At 70.5% G+C, this 17,631-nt stretch carries 16 protein-coding genes; 9 read left to right on the plus strand and 7 right to left on the minus strand.

The genetic code is table 11. The annotated features are described in order from the left end of the window. Window positions 1-44: 44 nt before the first annotated feature. The gene (locus tag CS062_RS09670) at window positions 45-1,103 is read right to left on the minus strand and encodes a response regulator (RefSeq protein WP_099861440.1); all 1,059 of its coding nucleotides are present in this window, start codon (window positions 1,101-1,103) and stop codon (window positions 45-47) included. Next, the gene (locus CS062_RS09675; protein ID WP_099861441.1) at window positions 1,100-4,618 is read right to left on the minus strand and encodes a hybrid sensor histidine kinase/response regulator; all 3,519 of its coding nucleotides are present in this window, start codon (window positions 4,616-4,618) and stop codon (window positions 1,100-1,102) included. Before CS062_RS09675 ends, CS062_RS09670 begins: the two co-directional genes overlap by 4 nt. Window positions 4,619-4,779: 161 nt before the next feature. Between CS062_RS09675 and ureA the strand changes: the two genes are divergently transcribed. The 8 genes from ureA to CS062_RS09715 all read left to right on the plus strand — a co-directional run bounded on the left by ureA (window position 4,780) and on the right by CS062_RS09715 (window position 10,899). Then, window positions 4,780-5,082, plus strand: coding sequence for an urease subunit gamma (gene ureA, locus CS062_RS09680; RefSeq protein WP_099861442.1), 303 nt, complete (start codon window positions 4,780-4,782; stop codon window positions 5,080-5,082). Window positions 5,083-5,211: 129 nt separating this feature from the next. After that, a complete protein-coding gene (locus CS062_RS09685) occupies window positions 5,212-5,874 on the plus strand; it encodes a HupE/UreJ family protein (RefSeq protein ID WP_199174213.1) in 663 nt (220 codons plus the stop codon). Continuing rightward, window positions 5,871-6,176: an urease subunit beta gene (locus CS062_RS09690; RefSeq protein ID WP_091725620.1), complete on the plus strand. Its 306-nt coding sequence runs from the start codon at window positions 5,871-5,873 to the stop codon at window positions 6,174-6,176. The genes CS062_RS09685 and CS062_RS09690 overlap by 4 nt, the downstream gene beginning before the upstream one ends. After that, a complete protein-coding gene (ureC, locus tag CS062_RS09695) occupies window positions 6,176-7,894 on the plus strand; it encodes an urease subunit alpha (protein WP_099861443.1) in 1,719 nt (572 codons plus the stop codon). Before CS062_RS09690 ends, ureC begins: the two co-directional genes overlap by 1 nt. Next, window positions 7,895-8,614 carry an urease accessory protein UreE gene (ureE, locus tag CS062_RS09700; protein ID WP_099861444.1) on the plus strand — a complete coding sequence of 240 codons (720 nt, stop codon included), beginning with the start codon at window positions 7,895-7,897 and terminating at the stop codon, window positions 8,612-8,614. Further along, window positions 8,556-9,299, plus strand: a complete 744-nt coding sequence (locus CS062_RS09705; protein WP_099861445.1) for an urease accessory protein UreF — start codon at window positions 8,556-8,558, stop codon at window positions 9,297-9,299. Before ureE ends, CS062_RS09705 begins: the two co-directional genes overlap by 59 nt. Continuing rightward, the gene (gene ureG, locus CS062_RS09710) at window positions 9,296-9,964 is read left to right on the plus strand and encodes an urease accessory protein UreG (protein ID WP_099861446.1); all 669 of its coding nucleotides are present in this window, start codon (window positions 9,296-9,298) and stop codon (window positions 9,962-9,964) included. The genes CS062_RS09705 and ureG overlap by 4 nt, the downstream gene beginning before the upstream one ends. 152 nt (window positions 9,965-10,116) lie before the next feature. After that, on the plus strand, window positions 10,117-10,899 hold the full coding sequence (locus CS062_RS09715) for an SDR family oxidoreductase (RefSeq protein ID WP_099861447.1): 783 nt from the start codon (window positions 10,117-10,119) through the stop codon (window positions 10,897-10,899). 123 nt (window positions 10,900-11,022) lie between these two features. On the opposite strand, the gene CS062_RS09720 is transcribed toward CS062_RS09715, so the two are convergent. From CS062_RS09720 to CS062_RS09735, 4 genes are all read right to left on the minus strand, one after another. Continuing rightward, window positions 11,023-12,582, minus strand: a complete 1,560-nt coding sequence (locus tag CS062_RS09720; RefSeq protein ID WP_099861448.1) for a tripartite tricarboxylate transporter permease — start codon at window positions 12,580-12,582, stop codon at window positions 11,023-11,025. Window positions 12,583-12,592: 10 nt separating this feature from the next. Then, the gene (locus CS062_RS09725) at window positions 12,593-13,018 is read right to left on the minus strand and encodes a tripartite tricarboxylate transporter TctB family protein (RefSeq protein ID WP_099861449.1); all 426 of its coding nucleotides are present in this window, start codon (window positions 13,016-13,018) and stop codon (window positions 12,593-12,595) included. Between the two features lie 195 nt (window positions 13,019-13,213). Next, window positions 13,214-14,656, minus strand: coding sequence for a methyl-accepting chemotaxis protein (locus CS062_RS09730; RefSeq protein WP_099861483.1), 1,443 nt, complete (start codon window positions 14,654-14,656; stop codon window positions 13,214-13,216). A 139-nt stretch (window positions 14,657-14,795) separates the two neighbouring features. Next, a complete protein-coding gene (locus CS062_RS09735; RefSeq protein ID WP_099861450.1) occupies window positions 14,796-15,782 on the minus strand; it encodes a LysR family transcriptional regulator in 987 nt (328 codons plus the stop codon). A gap of 89 nt (window positions 15,783-15,871) precedes the next feature. Here CS062_RS09735 and CS062_RS09740 point away from each other — a divergent pair, with 89 nt between their 5' ends. Further along, window positions 15,872-16,696, plus strand: coding sequence for an NAD(P)H-dependent oxidoreductase (locus CS062_RS09740; protein ID WP_099861451.1), 825 nt, complete (start codon window positions 15,872-15,874; stop codon window positions 16,694-16,696). Between the two features lie 48 nt (window positions 16,697-16,744). On the opposite strand, the gene CS062_RS09745 is transcribed toward CS062_RS09740, so the two are convergent. Continuing rightward, window positions 16,745-17,629, minus strand: coding sequence for a cyanophycinase (locus CS062_RS09745; protein ID WP_233218005.1), 885 nt, complete (start codon window positions 17,627-17,629; stop codon window positions 16,745-16,747). Between the last annotated feature and the right edge of the window lie 2 nt (window positions 17,630-17,631).

Consider the following 17,631-nt stretch of genomic DNA (forward strand, 5'->3'; position numbering starts at 1 on the left):
TTGCATGAGAAAGACCCTGAGGGCCGGACGGCTTCCCCCCGGGATCACACCTCCCACTGCGGATGCATCTCCCGCACCCGCATCAGCGCCATCGCGGCGGCCGCGGTGCGGGTCTCCACGCCGAGCTTGGCGTGGACGCGTTCCAGGTGCTTCTTCACCGTGGCGGGGCTGGCGCCGAGGATCTCGCCGATGTCGCGATTGATCTTGCCCTTGACGACCCAGTACAGCACCTCGGCCTCGCGCGCGGTGAGGCTGAACGCCAGCCCCAGCGAGCGGATCACCGCCGCGTCCGAGACCTCGCGCATGACGATCAGCCAGTCGCCGCCCGCCGCCGCGATCGATCCGGCGGCCGTTTCCATCCCCGCTCCCGCGCCGTTCGCCTCCTCGCCGCCGATGCAGTGATGCAGCCGGAAACTCAGGCGCCGCGCGCCGAGCTCGGCGCACAGGCGCTGCGGTTCCTGGGCGGGCGCGCCGTCGGCCGGGGCATGGCGCGCCATGTCGTCGAGCGTCTTGCGCAGCCACGTCAGCACCGGTGCCGGCGTCTGCGGTGCCACCGTGCCGAAGTAGAGCTGCAGCAGCTCGCGCGCCAGCGGGGTCTGCCACAGCAGCCGGCCCGAGGAGGCCCGCACCGCGATGCTCGCGTAGCCGAAGGCATCCAGCGCCTGCCGGGTCTGGCGGGCCTGGCGCGCGCCCTGCAGATGCACCTGCATGCGCGCCAGCACCGCGCGCGGATCCAGCGGCTTGGTCACGTAGTCGACACCGCCGGCCTGCAGCGCGGCGACGAGATGCTCGGTCTCCGTCAGCCCCGTCATGAAGACGATCGGGATGTGCGCCGTCGACGGATCGGCCTTCAGCCGCCGCGCGACCTCGAAGCCGTCCATCCCCGGCATCATCGCGTCCAGCAGCACGATGTCGGGCCGTCCCTGCCGGGCGCAGGCCAGCGCCGCCTCGCCATTCGTCGCCGCCAGCACCGTGTAGCCGTGCTCGTCCAGCGCGTCGTGCAGCAGCGAGAGGTTGTCCGGCACGTCGTCGACCATCAGGACACGATCGCCCTGCTGCTGGTCGAGCAGCGTCGCCACGGCGGAAGGAAGCGCGGAGTTCATCTCGGGTCACCCAACTCGGTCGGTTTCGGGAGGTCCTCGCCGCGCGACAGTCCGCGCAACATCGCCTCGAACTGGAATTGGCGCGCCAGCATCCGCTGCGCGTCGCAGAATCCGCGCCAGGCCGGCTCGACCGCCTCGATCGCATCGAGCTGCTGCAGCACCCCGCGGTAGTAGCCCAGCTGCAGTGCCTCGCGCAATCCCGCCAGGCGGGCCGGCGGCGGCATCTCGACCGGCGCGGCCACCGTGGCGGCGGCGCCCGGGACTGCGGGCTGCGGCACGGCAGGGTCCGGCGCGGCCCGCCAGGCCAGCGACAGCCGCTCGGTCAGCCAGTCCAGCAGCAGCTCATGCCGCACCGGCTTGAGGATGAAATCGCGCGCGGCGATGCCGGCATCGTTGTCCTGCCCGCGCTCGAACGCATTGGCCGACACCACCGCCACCGCCGGTGCCTGCACGCCCAGGTCGCCGAGCATCCGCCGCAGGCGCCGGATCGTCTCCCAGCCGTCGATGCCCGGCATCGCCAGGTCCATCAGCACCGCGTCCGGCACCCAGCCGGCGGCGACCAGGTCCAGCGCGTCGTGGCCGCTGCACGCCTCGCGCACGGTGAAGCCCAGCGGCTCCAGCAGCTCGATCAGCAGCTGTCGATCATCCGATTCGTTGTCGACCACCAGCACCCGCGGCGACGGACCGTCCAGGCCGATGCGCTCCTTGGCGACGCGCCGCATGCGCGGCGTGTCCCAGATGCGGCCGTGCATCTCCGGCAGGAACAGCCGCACCCGGAAGGTCGACCCCTGGCCCGGCGTGCTTGTCGCCGACATCTCGCCGCCCATCAACTCGGTCAGCATCTTCGCAATGGTCAGCCCCAGCCCCGCGCCCGGCGCGCCACCGGCGCCGCTGGTCCCGCGCGCGAAGGGCTCGAAGATGCGCGCCAGCTCCGTGGCATCCATGCCGGGGCCGGTGTCGGCAATCTCCAGCGTCGCCATTTCGCGACCGTGCCGCGCACGCAGCGTGACCTCGCCCGCGGTGGTGAACTTGATCGCGTTGCCCAGCAGGTTGATGAGGATCTGCCGCAGCCGCTGCTCGTCGGCGCGTACCCAGCCGGGCAGCGCGCCCTGCGGCTCGAAACGGAAGCGCAGCCCCTTGGCCGCGGCTTGTGGCTCGAACATGTCGGCCAGCTCGCGCAGCAGTTCGTCGAAGCGGACCGGCCCCGGCTCCAGGCTCAGCCGGCCGGCCTCGATGCGGGCGATGTCCAGCGTGCCGTCGATCAGCTGCATCAGGTGCTCGCCGCCGCGCTTGATGACCTGCACCGCCTGGCGCCGCTGCGGTGGCAGCGCCGCGTCCGCCGCCATCAGCTGGGCGTAGCCCAGGATGCTGTTCAGCGGCGTGCGCAGCTCATGGCTGATCGTGCTGATGTAGCGGCTCTTGGCCTGGTTGGCTGCCTCGGCCGCGGCCTGCGCGCGCTCGGCCTGCAGCCGGGCCCCCTGCAGCGCCTCGTCGGTGCGGCGGTGGGAATCGATCTCACGCATCAGCGCCTGCGTCTGGCGCTTGGATTCCTCCTGTGCGACCTCGCGGCTCTGATGGGCCAGCACCAGCCACCACGCCACCGTGCCGGCCACCAGCAGCAGCGCGAAGAAGGCCTTCAGCAGGCCCGCGCGCACGCTCGCCCGCAAGGCGTCCTGCGCCGCGGCGTCGATCAGCGGCACCTGCGGCAGCTGCTGCAGTTGCTGGTGGTAGAGCAGGCCGAACAGCGTCGCCAGCAGCGGCGTGATGACCAGCATCAGCAGCAGGTAGTGGCCGAGCCCGGTGTCGATGTAGGGCCAGCCGCGGCGCGGCAGCACCCGGCGCAGCGCGCCCGACCACTGCGCCGAGAGGCTGGCGTGGGGCTTGCACAGGTCGCCGCAGCGCGCGTCCAGCGTGCAGCACAGCGAGCAGATCGACCCGCGGTAGGCCGGGCAGTGGGCCATGTCGGGGCCTTCATAGTCGCGCTCGCAGATCACGCAGCGGCGCACGCCCTCGGTGTCGCCCGAACGGATCTCGGCAAGCGGGCGGGCCAGGTAGTAGCGGCCCCGGGTGAGCCAGGCGATCAGCGGCGCGCTGACGAGGGACGTCACCATCGCGATCGCCGCCGACCAGGCCTGCGCCAGCGCGCCCATCAGGCCCAGGTGCGCCGCCACCGAGAGCACCGAGGCCAGCGCCATCGCGCCCACGCCGACCGGATTCACGTCGTACAGGTGGGCGCGCTTGAACTCGATGCCAGGGGGCGACAGTCCCAGCGGCTTGTTGATCACCAGGTCCGCCACGACGGCCATGATCCACGCAATCGCGACATTGGCGTAAAGGCCCAGCACATGGCCCAGCGCCTCGAAGACGTTCATCGACATCAGCATGAACGCGATCAGCGTGTTGAACACGACCCACACCACCCGTCCCGGATGGCTGTGGGTCAGCCGCGAGAAGAAGTTGCTCCAGGCCAGCGACCCCGCGTAGGCGTTGGTGACGTTGATCTTGAGCTGCGAGACGACGACGAACAGCGCCGTCACCGCCACCGCCCAGCCGTACTGGGGGAAGACGTACTCGTAGGCGGCCAGGTACATCTGGTTGGGATCGACCGCGCGTTCCGCCGGCACCGCATGGCTGACCGCCAGGTAGGCCAGCAGTGCGCCGCCCAGCATCTTCAGCACGCCCAGCACGATCCAGCCCGGGCCGCCGGCCAGCACCGCCGCCCACCAGCCCAGCCGGTTCGCGGCGGTCTGGCGCGGCATGAAGCGCAGGTAGTCGGCCTGCTCGCCCATCTGGGTGATCAGTGCCACGCCGACGGTCAGTGCCGCACCGAAGGCGTGCGGGTCGAAGGCGGCGGTCCCCGATTGCGACCCAATCTGGGTCGTGATGCCATCGAATGCACCAGGATGAAGCCATCCCACCCAGGCGAAGGGCAGCACCAGCAGCGCCAGCCACAGCGGCTGGGTCCACAGCTGCAGCCGGCTGATGGCGGAGATGCCGTGGGTCACCAGCGGGATCACGACCAGCGCGCACAGCAGGTAGCCCCACTGCGGCGGGATGTCCAGCGCCAGTTCCAGCGCGTAGGCCATCACCGCCGCCTCGAGCGCGAAGAAGATGAAGGTGAAGCTCGCGTAGATCAGCGAGGTCAGCGTCGAGCCGATGTAGCCGAAGCCGGCGCCGCGCGTCAGCAGGTCCATGTCGACGCCGTGCCGCGCCGCGTAGACGCTGATCGGCAATCCGGCCAGGAAGATGATCAGGCCGGTGGCCAGGATGGCCAGCGCGGCGTTGGTCCAGCCGTACTGCAGCAGCAGCGTCGCGCCGACCGCCTCCAGGATCAGGAAGGAGGCCGCACCGAAGGCGGTGTTGGCCACGCGCCAGCTGGTCCAGCGCCGGAAGCGCTGCGGCGTGTAGCGCAGCGCGTAGTCCTCCAGCGTCTCGCGGGCGACCCAGGCGTTGTAGTCCCGCCGCAGCTTGATGATGTGCTGCGGGGCGTCCTGAAGGGCGGGCGGCGTGTCCATGGTGGGGCGCTGGAGAAATGCATGAAACATGCCGGCCCCGCCGACTTGGGGGCCTCGCTCCGCCCTCCCGGCGAGCGGCAGGGGGCGTCGCACCGGCATGGGGCTTGCTAGAGATCCGGTCGAGACAAAGGGGGGCGCTTCGCTCGCCCCCGACGCCGACCATGGAACTCACGCCCCGAGAAAAGGACAAGCTGCTGATCTTCACCGCCGCCTTGCTCGCCGAGCGGCGCAAGGCCAAGGGCCTGAAGCTCAACTACCCCGAGGCCGTGGCCTACCTCAGCGCCGCCGTGATGGAGGGCGCCCGCGAGGGCAAGACCGTCGCGCAGATGATGAAGGCCGGCCGCGAGCTGCTCACCCGCGACGACGTCATGGACGGCGTGGCCGAGATGATCCCCGACATCCAGGTCGAGGCCACCTTCCCCGACGGCACCAAGCTCGTCACCGTCCATCAACCGATTCCCTGACCGATCGCCAGATCGCGGGCGCCAACCGGTGCCCTCGGTGATCGACCGACCGACGACCCAGGCGATCGCCGACCGGAGCAACGCATCGATCGCCGGCCCGACCGCCCGACGACTTCTCCAAGGACCGAGATGACCTCACGCTTCCAACGCACCGCCTCCCTCGCCGATGCCGCCGTGACCGCGGCGCAGGCGCTCGCCCTGACGGTGGCCGCCGTGCTGCCGGTGTTCGTCTTCGCGCACACCGGCGACGGCCTGCTGCACGAGCATGGCGCGCCGACCGCTGGTGCCGCCTTCGCCGCGGGCTTCACCCATCCGTTCACCGGCCTGGACCACCTCGCCGCGATGCTGGCCGTGGGGCTGTGGAGCGCGCTCACGCAGACCGGACGGCGCATGCTGGCCGCGCCGTTCGCCTTCGCCGGGCTGCTGCTGATCGGCGCAATGGCCGGCCTGTGGCTGGGCACCGAAGGCCTGGTCGTGCCGGGCGTCGAGCCGACGGTCGCGGCCTCGGTGCTGACGCTGGGCCTTGTCGCGGCGTCTCGCTGGCGACTCGGCGCCACCGCGTCGGCCGCGCTGGTCGGCGTGTTCGCCGTCTTCCACGGCCTGGCGCATGGTGCCGAACTCGAAGGCGGTGCGGCGCTGGCCGGCATGGTCGTGGCGACGGCGTTGCTGCATGCGGCCGGTCTGGCGCTCGGCCTGCGGCTGCGGGCGCTCGCGCCGGTCTGGTCCCGGACGGCCGGCGGCGCGATCGCGCTGCTGGGCCTGGGCCTGCTGACGCGCATGGTGATCGCATGATTCCCGGCGAACTGCTGACCGACGCCGGCGAGCTGGAGCTCAATCCCGGCCGCCGCACGCTGGTACTCACGGTGGTCAACGCCGCGGACCGCCCGATCCAGGTCGGCTCGCATTACCACTTCGCCGAGACCAACGCCGCCTTGAGCTTCGACCGCGAGGCCGCGCGCGGCATGCGCCTGAACATCGCGTCCGGCACCGCCGTGCGCTTCGAGCCCGGCCAGCAACGCACCGTCGAGCTGGTCGACATCGCCGGACTGCGGGAGATCTGGGGATTCCGCGGCCTGATCCAGGGAGCGCTGTGATGGCCCGCATCGGCAAACGCGCCTATGCCGAGATGTTCGGCCCGACCGTCGGTGATCGCGTCCGCCTCGCCGACACGGCCCTCGTCGTCGAGGTCGAGGATGACCTGACGCTGCGCGCCGGCGGCTACGGCGAGGAAGTGAAGTTCGGCGGTGGCAAGACCATCCGCGACGGCATGGCGCAGTCGCAGCGCACGCGGGCGCAGGGCGCCGTCGACACGGTGCTGACCAATGCGCTGATCCTGGACCACTGGGGCATCGTCAAGGCCGACATCGGCCTGAAGGACCACCGCATCGTCGCCATCGGCAAGGCCGGCAATCCGGACACGCAACCGGGCGTCGACATCGTCATCGGCCCCGGCACCGAGGTCATCGCCTGCGAGGGCGCCATCGTCACCGCCGGCGCGATCGACTCCCACATCCACTTCATCTGCCCGCAACAGATCGAGGAGGCGCTCGCCAGCGGGGTGACGACGATGCTGGGCGGCGGCACCGGGCCGGCGACCGGCACCTTCGCCACCACCTGCACGCCGGGTCCCTGGCACATCGAGCGGATGCTGCAGGCGGCCGATGCTTTCCCGATGAACCTGGGCTTCCTCGGCAAGGGCAACGCGAGCCGGCCCGAGGCGCTGGTCGAGCAGATCGAGGCCGGCGCGATCGGCCTGAAGCTGCACGAGGACTGGGGCACGACGCCGGCGGCGATCTCCAACTGCCTGGATGTGGCCGAAGCCACCGACACGCAGGTCGCCATCCACACCGACACTCTCAACGAGAGCGGCTTCGTCGAGGACACGGTCGCTGCCTTCAAGGGCCGCACGATCCACACCTTCCACACCGAAGGCGCCGGCGGCGGCCATGCCCCGGACATCCTCAAGGTGGTGGGCGAGGCCAACGTGCTGCCCAGCTCGACCAACCCGACGCGGCCGTACACGATCAACACGCTCGACGAGCACGTCGACATGCTGATGGTCTGCCATCACCTGGACCCGGCGATCGCCGAGGACCTGGCCTTCGCCGAGAGCCGCATCCGCAAGGAGACCATCGCGGCGGAGGACATCCTGCACGACCTGGGCGCGATCAGCATGTTCAGCTCGGACTCGCAGGCGATGGGGCGCGTCGGCGAAGTGATCCTGCGCTGCTGGCAGACCGCCCACAAGATGAAGCAGCAGCGCGGCGCGCTGCCTGGCGACACCGAGCGCCACGACAACGCCCGGGTGAAGCGCTATGTCGCCAAGCTCGCCATCAACCCGGCGATCGCGCATGGCATCAGCCATGAGGTCGGCAGCATCGAGGTCGGCAAGTGGGCCGACCTGGTGATCTGGAAGCCCGCCTTCTTCGGCGTGAAGCCGTCGCTGATCCTGAAGGGCGGTGTCATCGCGATGGCCGCGATGGGCGATCCGAATGCCTCGATCCCGACGCCGCAGCCGGTGCATTACCGGCCGATGTTCGGCAGCTTCGGCGGCTCGCTGGCGCGGGCTTCGCTGAGCTTCGTGTCGCAGGCGGCGATCGCGGCGGGCGCGCCGGGCCGCTACCGGCTGGCCAAGACCGCGGTGGCGGTGAAGGGCATCCGCGGCGTGGGCAAGAAGGACATGGTCCACAATGCCTACGCCCCGCGGATGGAGATCGATCCCCAGACCTACGCGGTGCGCGCCGACGGCCTGCTGCTGCACTGCGAGCCCGCCTCGGTGCTTCCGATGGCGCAGCGCTACTTCCTGTTCTGAATGATCCAAGTCTCCAAACTGCTCGCGCGCGGCGCGGGCCTGGCGCCGGTGCTGCTCAAGCGCGCCGCCTCCGTCACGCTCGACTGGGACACGCGCCAGAAGAGCCGGTTCCAGGCGACCGACAGCCAGGGCCGCGAGCTGGGGGTCTTCCTGCCGCGCGGCACCGCGGTGCGCGGAGGCGACGTGCTGGTGGCCGAAGACGGCTCGCTGGTGCGCGTGATCGCGGCGCCGCAGCCGCTGCTGCGCATCACCGCCTGCGCGACGCACGGATCGCCGTTCGATCTGGTCCGCGCGGCCTATCACCTCGGCAATCGCCATGTGCAGATCGAGCTCCAGCCCGATCACCTCAAGATCGAGCCCGACCATGTGCTCGCCGACATGCTGCGCGCGATGCACCTGATCGTGACCGAGGTCGAGGAGGGCTTCGAGCCCGAGGGCGGCGCGTACAGCGCGGGCGGTCATGGACACGCGCATGGCCACCACCATGAGCACGACCATGAGCACGACCATGCCCATGCCCATGGCCACGGCCATGATCATTCGCGCGACCAGGCCCGCTCGCAGGTCTCCGCGCCGGCGGCGGTCGGCCGCAAGACCATGGCGATCCAGGCCGCGCCGGCACCGCATGTCCACGGGCCGGGTTGCGGCCATGACCACTCCCATGACCACGAATCCGGTCACTCGCATTCCCACGCCCACGGCCACAAGCACGACCACTGATCCGGTCCCGCCGCTGCTGCGGCTGGTCTGGCTCGCGTCGCCGGCGCTGCCGATCGGGGCGTTCTCCTACTCGGAGGGGCTGGAGGCGGCGGTCGAGCAGGGCCGGGTTCACGACGATGCGAGCGCCGGCGAGTGGCTGAGCCAGCAACTGCGGCTGCTCGCGCGCGGTGACCTCGCGGCGATCGCGCAGGGCGTCGCCGCCTGGCGGGCTGGCGACGCCTCCACGCTGCGCGAGCTGGCCCGCTGGCTGCGGATGACACGCGACGGGGCCGAGGCGCGGCTGCAGTCCGAGCAGATGGGCCAGTCGCTGCTCGTCTGGTTGCGCGGCCAGCCGATGGCCACCCCGGCGCAGCTGGCGCTGCTGGTCGACTGCGGCGAAGGCAGGCCCGTCCACCATGCCTTCGTCATGGCGCTCGCGTTGTCGACGATCGACGTGCCCGTCGAGCAGGCGCTGCAGGCGCAGGCCTTCGGCTGGGCCGAGAACCAGGTCCAGGCCGCGCTGAAAGCCGTGCCGCTGGGCCAGACGGCCGGCCAGCGCGTGTTGACGCGCCTGGCGGCCGAGATCCCCGTCGCGGTGGCCGAGGCCATCGCCACGCCGCCCGCGCGGCGCCAGCTCTTCGCGCCGATGCTGTCCATCCTCGCGGCGCGCCACGAAACCCAATATTCCCGACTGTTCCGATCATGAGCACCACCACGCCCCACGCCTCGCCGCTGCACCATGTGCCCGGTCGCACGAAGACGCTGCCACCGCTGCGGGTGGGCATCGGTGGCCCGGTCGGCTCCGGCAAGACGACGCTGCTGGAGATGCTGTGCAAGGCGATGCGGGACCGTTGGGACCTGGTCGCCATCACCAACGACATCTACACCAAGGAGGACCAGCGCCTGCTGACCATCAGCGGCGCGCTGCCTGCCGAGCGGATCATGGGTGTCGAGACCGGTGGCTGCCCGCACACGGCGATCCGCGAGGACGCGTCGATCAACCTCGAGGCGATCGACCGCATGCTGGCGCAGTTCCCCGATGCGGACGTCGTCTTCATCGAGTCCGGCGGCGACAACCTGGCCGCGACCTTCAGCCCCGAGCTGAGCGACCTGACGATCTACGTGATCGACGTGGCCGCCGGCGAGAAGATCCCGCGCAAGGGCGGCCCCGGCATCACGAAGAGCGACCTGTTCGTGATCAACAAGACCGACCTGGCGCCGCATGTCGGCGCCAACCTCGAGGTGATGGAAGCGGACACGAAGCGCATGCGGCCGACGCGGCCCTTCGTGATGACCAACCTCAAGACGCTGAGCGGGCTCGACGAGGTGGTCGCATTCATCGAGTGCAAGGGGATGCTCGGCAGCCGCTGATGCGCTGATGCGCCAAGGCGATGCGGCCGCGCCGGTCCGTCCGGAGGGCGCGGCGCCTCGCCCGGCATCGAATTCCACGTCCGCATCCGGCCAGACATCGCGCGGGCGCAGCGGAAGACTCCGGTCTCATCACCACGACCGGAGCTCCCGCGATGCATGCCCCTCTCCATCCCTTCCAACTGACCGGCCAGGTCGCGCTCATCACTGGCGCCAGCAGCGGCATCGGCCGCGCGACCGCCCGGCTGTTCGCCGGTGCCGGCGCGGCCGTCGTCGTCGGCGCGCGGCGCCGGACGGAACTCGACACGCTGGTCGCGGAGATCGAGGCGTCCGGCGGCCACGCCGCCGCGCTGGCCGGCGACGTGCGCGACGAGTCCTATGCGCAGGCGCTGGTCGCGCTGGCGCGCTCGCGTTTCGGCGGGCTGGACATCGCCTTCAACAATGCAGGCACGCTCGGAGCGCTCGGGCCGACGCCGGAGGTCTCGATCGACGACTGGCGCGAGGCGGTCGACGTCAACCTGACCGGCGCCTTCCTCGGCGCGAAGCACCAGTTGCCGGCCCTGCGCGAGCGGGGCGGCGGCGCGCTCATCTTCACTTCGACCTTCGTCGGCCACACCGCCGGCTTCCCGGGCACTGCCTGCTACGCGGCGAGCAAGTCCGGCCTGATCGGGCTGACACAGGCCCTGGCCGTCGAGGTGGCGGCGGACGGCATCCGTGTCAACGCGCTGCTGCCCGGCGGCACGGACACGCCCTTGGCGCATGCGATGAACGGCACGCCGGAGCAGATGGCGGCCGTCGCCGCGCTGCATGCGCTCGGCCGCATCGCTCAGCCGGAGGAGCTCGCCCGCGCGGCGCTGTTCCTCGCATCGCCGGCGTCCTCCTTCATGACCGGCGCCGCGATGCTGGTCGACGGCGGTGTGTCGATCCGCAAGGTCTGATCGCCGCGTGCGCTCGCAGCCTGGCCAGTGACAAAAAAGCCGCCGCTCGCGATCGCGGGCGGCGGCCGAAGGGGACCGAGCCGGGCTCGCACCCACCCGAGGGCCGAGCCGATGGGGGTGGACTCAGGCCACCTGCGGCGTCACCCCGCCGCCGTCCTTGCCCTGGGCGTCGTCGTCGTCATGCCCGCGCGCCGCGGGCTTGGCGCCCTTGCGATTGGCCAGGAGAAAGGCGATGAACTGCCAGGCGATGAAGACCGCGATGATGCCCAGCAGCGTCGCGCTGATCGGGCGCTGCACGAAGACATCGAAATGGCCGCGGCTGATCAGCATCGCCCGCCGGAAGTTCTCCTCCAGCATCGGGCCGAGGATGAAGCCCAGCATCAATGGCGCCGGGTCCATGTCCAGCCGCATGAAGATGTAGCCGGCCAGGCCGAAGGCCGCGGTGACGAAGATGTCGTCCAGGTTGTTGTTGACGCTGAAGGTGCCGATGCAGCAGAAGAACAGGATCGACGGGAACAGCACGTTGTACGGGATCTTGAAGACCGACAGCCAGTAGCGCACCAGCGGCACGTTCAGCACGACCAGGAACACGTTGCCCACCCACATCGAGGCGACCAGGCCCCAGAAGATGTCGGGGTGCCCGCCGATCATGTTGGGCCCCGGCTGGATGCCCTTGATGATGAACGCGGCCATCATCAGCGCCATCACCGGGTTCTCCGGAATGCCGATGCTCATCAGCGGGATGAAGCTGGTGCGCGCCGCCGATTCGTCCGCCGCGGCCTGGCCGGCCACGCCTTCGATGGCGCCGTCGCCGATCTCATGGCGGTACTTGCTGACCTTCTTGTCCACCGCATAGGCGGCGAACTGAGCGATCGTCGGACCGCCGCCGGGCAGGATGCCCAGCACCGATCCCACGATCGAGCCGCGCAGCGCGCTCGGGATGATCCGCTTGAACTCGGGCCAGGTCGGCATCAGGTGGATCTTGCCGTTGAAGGGGGTGCGCTCGTTCTTCGCGTCCAGGTTCTTGGAGATCTCGGCGATGCCGAAGCAGCCCAGCGCGATGCTGACCAGGCCGACGCCTTCGGCCAGGAAGGGCATGTCGAAGGTGTAGCGCTCCATGCCGGAGTTGACGTCGGTGCCGATCTGGCCGAACAGCACGCCGATCAGGCACATCGCCAGGCCATTGAGCAGGCTGCCCGTGGTCACGAAGCTCACGCACAGGAAGCCCAGCAGCATCAGCGCGCAATAGTCGGCCGGACCGAAGAGGAAGGCCACTTCGCCCAGCGTCGGTGCCAGGCAGGCCAGCACGACGATCGCGACCGTGCCGCCGATGAAGCTCGAGATGCCCGCGGTGAAGAGCGCCAGGCCCGTCTTCCCCTTCAAGGTCATCTGGTAGCCGTCGATGCAGGCCACGATGGAGCTCGCATGCGGGATCTTCATCGTGATCGCGCTGACGCTGTCACCGTACTGCGCGCCGTAGTAGATGCCGGCGAGCATGATCAGCGCGCCGTTGACCGGGATCGAATAGGTCAGCGGCAGCAGCACGCTGATCGTGGCCAGCGGGCCCAGGCCGGGCAGCAGGCCGACGAGCGTGCCCACGACGCAGCCGATCGCGCAGAACATCAGGTTCTGCCAGGTCAGCGCGTGCTCGAAGCCGAAGGCGAGGTTGTGGAGGATGTCCATGGCCGGGTCCTTAGAGCAGCGGCAGGTTGAGGCCGAGGAACTTCTGGAAGATGAAGGCGATCGCCAGCAGGCCGACCGAGATCACCAGGTTGCGCTTCCACGAATAGTTGCTGCCCGCGGCGGTGGCGATGAACACCATGACCACGATGCCGGCCGACATGTTGAGGAAGCGCGAGACCAGCGAGAAGGCGCACAGCGCCGCCAGGATCAGGCCGATGTTCCGGACCTTGAAGTCCAGGCCGGGGCCGCCCGCGACGACGCCGCGCACGATGGTGGCCAGCGCCACCAGGCCCAGCAGGATGCTGATCATCAGCGGGAACAGGCCGGGACCGGCATGGTCCATGCGGCCGATGGGATAACGCAGCGCGCCCAGTCCGAAGAACAGGGCCACCGCGGCGAGGAACAAGCCTCTCGCAAGCGATCGATTGAGGGTCATGAGACACACCGGGAGGTCCGAGATGTGCCCATGGTTCCGATCGAGGCGGCCCGTGTCGTACGCGTTTCTGCGCAGCGACCGGCCTTCGACGGGGTCCCGACAGGTTCAGGACAGCTTCAAGTTAAGACCGCGTTGGATCGGCGTTTCCTGCGCGTTCCGGCGCCGTCGACGGCGGGTCGGAATGTCGTTGCGGCGTCACGCGGGATAGCCCTCGCTGCGGCCCAGGTCGAAGGCGCCGACGACGCGGTTGAGCTGGCTGGCGTGGTCGTCGAGCGTCGTCGCGGCGGACGCCGACTCGACCACCAGGGCGGCGTTGCGCTGGGTCATCTCGTCGAGCTGCGTGACCGCGGCATCGATGCGGCCAAAGTCGCGCCGCTGCTCGCCGGCGGCATCGGCGATGTCGTTGATCAGCGCGGCCACGCGCTGCACCGAGGTCACGATGTCGCCCATGGTGCGGCCCGCCTCCTGCACCAGCGTCGCGCCGCTGCCCACCTGCTCGGTGGAGGCGCCGATCAGGGTCTTGATCTCCTTGGCCGCCTGCGCGGAGCGCTGCGCGAGCGTGCGCACCTCCGCCGCCACCACCGCGAAGCCGCGGCCCTGTTCACCGGCGCGTGCGGCCTCGACTGCCGCGTTCAGCGCCAGGATGTTGGTCTGGAAGGCCAGGCCGTCGATGACGCCGATGATGTCGGCGATCCGGCCGGAGGCGCGATGGATCTCCTCCATCGTCGACACGACGCGGGTGACCGCGCTGCCGCCGGCATCGGCGACCCGCATCGCCTGGTCGGACAGCTCGCGGGCCTGCTGTGCGGCCTCGGCGGTGTGACGCACCGTCGCGGCGAGTTGCTGCACCGAGGCAGCGGTCTCCTGCAGGCTGGCCGCCGCCTGCTCGGTGCGGCCCGAGAGGTCGGTGTTGCCCGCGGCGATCTGCGTCGAGGCGCTGCCGATGTGCTGCGCCGCTTCCCGCACCCGCGCCATCGCCGCGTTCAGGCGCTGCAGCGAGTCCTTGATCTTGAGGCCGGCCGGCGTGCTCGCCTTCACATGGGCGACGTCGAGCGCGAGGCGATCGTCGCGGCTGCCCAGCGCGCGGACCAGGTCATGCAGCTCCAGCCCTTCCTTGGTGTTGCGCCGCATGTGGGCGGCCATCACCAGCTCGATGCCGGTCTGGGCGACGACATAGGCGGCGTGCAGCAGGATGCGGCCGAAGTCGGGCTCGCTCAGGCAGTAGGTCCCGAAGCCGGCGGCGAGCAGGCGATCGAAAAGCAGATGGTGCACGGCGAACAGCGCCGCGCCCAGCAGCAGCACCTTCCAGTCGCGGTACATCAGCAGGTAGGCCAGCGTGACGAAGACGCCGAAGTGCAGCTCCACCATGCCGCCGCCCAGATGGATGTGCAGCATCACCATCAGCGCCTGCGCGGTGGTGAGCGTCATGCGGGTGGCGGTGGCGCCCGGCGCCGCCGCGTAGGCCAGACCGGCGATGGCCAGCAGCGCGGTGCCGAGGCCCGTCGCCAGCCCGAACTGCGCATAACGCCAGCCCAGCCCCAGCGCGAGCAGCCAGCTGACCGCCAGGATCAGCAGCATCGCGCGATCGCAGGCAGCGTAGATCTTGCGGAAACCGGTCAGTCCGGCAGGATGTCCCATCATTGCTCTCCCTCGAGGCGTGGCGGCGGTTTCTCTCGGGATGACGACCGCTCTGACCACGCGGTCGCATGTTCGTTTCAGGATGTGTCAGCGGGCTTGGTGGAAACGCCGAGACGCCACAGGTCCCGCGCGACGGAATTCACGACAGGGTCGCGCCCGTGTCCGTGCCCGTGCCCGTGCCCGTGCCCGTGCCCGTGCCCGTGCCCGTGCCGCTCCCCGCCTTGGCGCGCGGGCCCGCGATCGCAAACACCTGCTCGCGCAGCCAGCGCTGGGCCGCATGGCCGTGGTTGCGCTCATGCCAGACCATGGCGATGTCGAAGCCGTCGATCGGCAGCGGCGGCGGCAGCACCTGCAGGCCGGCGGCCTGGCCCTTGACCAGGCGCTCGGGCACCAGGGCGACCAGGTCGGAGCGGCCGACGATGCCGGGCACGAAAAGGAAGGACGCCGCCGAGAGCACGACCTGGCGCGTCAGGCCCAGGCCGGCGAGCGCCTGGTCCACCGGCGTGCTGAATGCGCCGCCCGCTGGCGAGACGACGATCTGCTCCAGCTTCGCGAAGGCCTTGGCGGTGAGCCGGCCGGTGACGGCGGGATGGCCGCGCCGCGCGATGAGGACGTAGCGCTCATGGAACAGCGGGCGCAGCCGCAGGCTGTCCGCCGCCTCGATCGGCTGCATCAGGCCCAGGTCGACATCGCCGCGCGCCATCTGGGCGGCGTGCTGGTGCGGATCCAGATGCCGGACGGCGATCCGCACGCCGGGCGCCTCGCGTCGCAGCCGCAGCACCAGCGGCCGCAGCACCGACGCCTGCAGGTAGTCCGAGGCGGCGATCGTCACCGTCAGCTCGGCGCTGCCCGGGTCGAAGTGCAGATGCGAGGTCGCGACCCCGCGGACCTGGTCCAGCGCCAGACGCAGCGGCTCGAACAGTGACAGCGCCTTGGCGGTCGGCGTCATGCCGCGCTGCGCCGGCAGCAGCAGCGGGTCGTCGAAGACGTCGCGCAGGCGGCTGAGCTGGGCGCTGACCGCCGGCTGGCTGAGGCCCAGGCGGGTGGCGGCCTTGGTGACATTGCGCTCGGTCAGCAGCGCCTCGAGCGTCACGAGCAGGTTGAGGTCGAGCCGGCTGGTATCCATGCGATGGATAGTAGGGTAGAGAAGACATGATTTCACGGATGGCGATGCAGTCGCCACACTGCGCTCATTCCTGATTTCCGGAGCCCGACATGACGACCCGCCCCGCCCAAACCCCTGCCATCCCCGCCGCCGATGCGGTCGACCCCAAGACCGTACTGATCGTCCATGCGCATCCCGAGCCGACGTCGCTGACGCGCACGCTGGTGGGCGTCGCCGCGGAGACCCTGGGCTCGGCCGGGCATGTGGTGCTGCAATCCGACCTCTACGCGATGGGCTGGCGCGCGGTGTACGACGAGACCGACTTCCCGGTGCGCGCCGACGCGACGCGCCTGAACTTCGTGCGCGAGTCCGGCCATGCCTTCGAGCACGGTCATCAACCGGCCGACGTCGTCGAGGAGCAGCGCAAGCTGCTGGCGGCGGACCTGGTGATCCTGCAATTCCCGCTGTGGTGGTTCGGCATGCCGGCCATCATGAAAGGCTGGATCGACCGCGTCTGGGCCTACGGCCTGGCCTATGGCCGGCACGGACAGGGCAATCGCTTCCGATACGGTGAAGGTGGCCTCGCGGGTCGGCGCGCGATGGTCTCGGTGACGACGGGCGGGCCGGCGGTGGATTACTCGCCGCGCGGGATCAACGGCCCGATCGATCAACTGCTGTTCCCGATCACCCACGGCACCTTGTTCTATCCCGGCATGTCGGTGCTGAAGACCCATGCGGTGCACGGCGCGGGCCGGATGACGCCCGAGGATGTCGCCGCGGTCACGGCGGCGTGGCGCCAGCGGCTGGCGGGCATCTTCGACGAAGCTCCGATCGCTTTCCGCGCCCAGAACGGCGGCGACTACCCGGACGGTCATGTGCTCGACGAGGCGATCGCGCCCGGGGTGACCGGCTTCGCCGCGCACATCGCGGCCTGAGGACGCGCGTCCGTCGGCGACCGGACCGTCGCGACCCGCCAGGGCGGATCAGTCGCCCAGCGCCTGCGTCGACGCGAGCGCCTGCAGCAGCCGTTGAAGGTGCGGCGGCGCGGCCGGCTCTTCGAACTGGAGAGAGGTGCCCGCGGGCAGCAGGTAGAAGGCGAGGTTCTCGAGGGCGACGACGGTGGCGTCCGTCGCGCCGGGCGCGGGATCGCGCCGGTCGCTGACGCGCGCGCCATCGATGAGGGTCACCGCGCCGCTGCCGACCACCCGGGCGCCGATGCCAGGCTGGATCAGCAGTGCGGTGTCCTCGTCGAGCCCCACGCCCAGCCGGCGCGGATCCAGCGAAACCAGTTGCAGCAGCCGTGCATGGCGCTTGCGCTGGGCGAAGTGCTGGTCGATCACCAGGGCCGGCATCAGGCCGAGGGCGCGATGCAGCGCCTGCGGCGGGCCGGCGAATTGCTCGTTGAGGTCGCCCACCGGCATGTGGGCACCGAGCGCCGAGGCGCCCGCGCTGGTCCCCGCGACCGCGAGCGTGCCCGCGCGGTGGCGTTCGCGGATCAGCGCATGCAGGGGGGTGTCGCCGATGACGTCGAGCAGGCGCTCCTGGTCACCGCCGGTCATGAACAGCAGGTCGGCCGTTCGCACTGCCTCCAGCGCGTCGGCCGCGCCAGCGGCCTCGCGATCGCGCGGATCGAGCCAGGTCGGCGTCGCGCCGAGCGCCCGGAAGGCGGGCTCGTACTGGGACCAGAGCAGGTCGGGCTCGCCGCTGGCGGTGCTCAGCACGACGACCCGCAGCGGCGCCGAATGCGCACGGTCGCGCTGGCAGGCCGCGATCAGCTCGCGCAACACGATGCCGGGCGTCAGCCGGTCCTCGTTGCCGCCGATGAGGGCGAGCAGGGCAGCGCGCTCCGAAACTCCTCGCGATTCCATGA

Origin of the sequence: Roseateles chitinivorans (assembly GCF_002761755.1) — a bacterium.
Lineage (GTDB): Bacteria > Pseudomonadota > Gammaproteobacteria > Burkholderiales > Burkholderiaceae_C > Roseateles > Roseateles chitinivorans.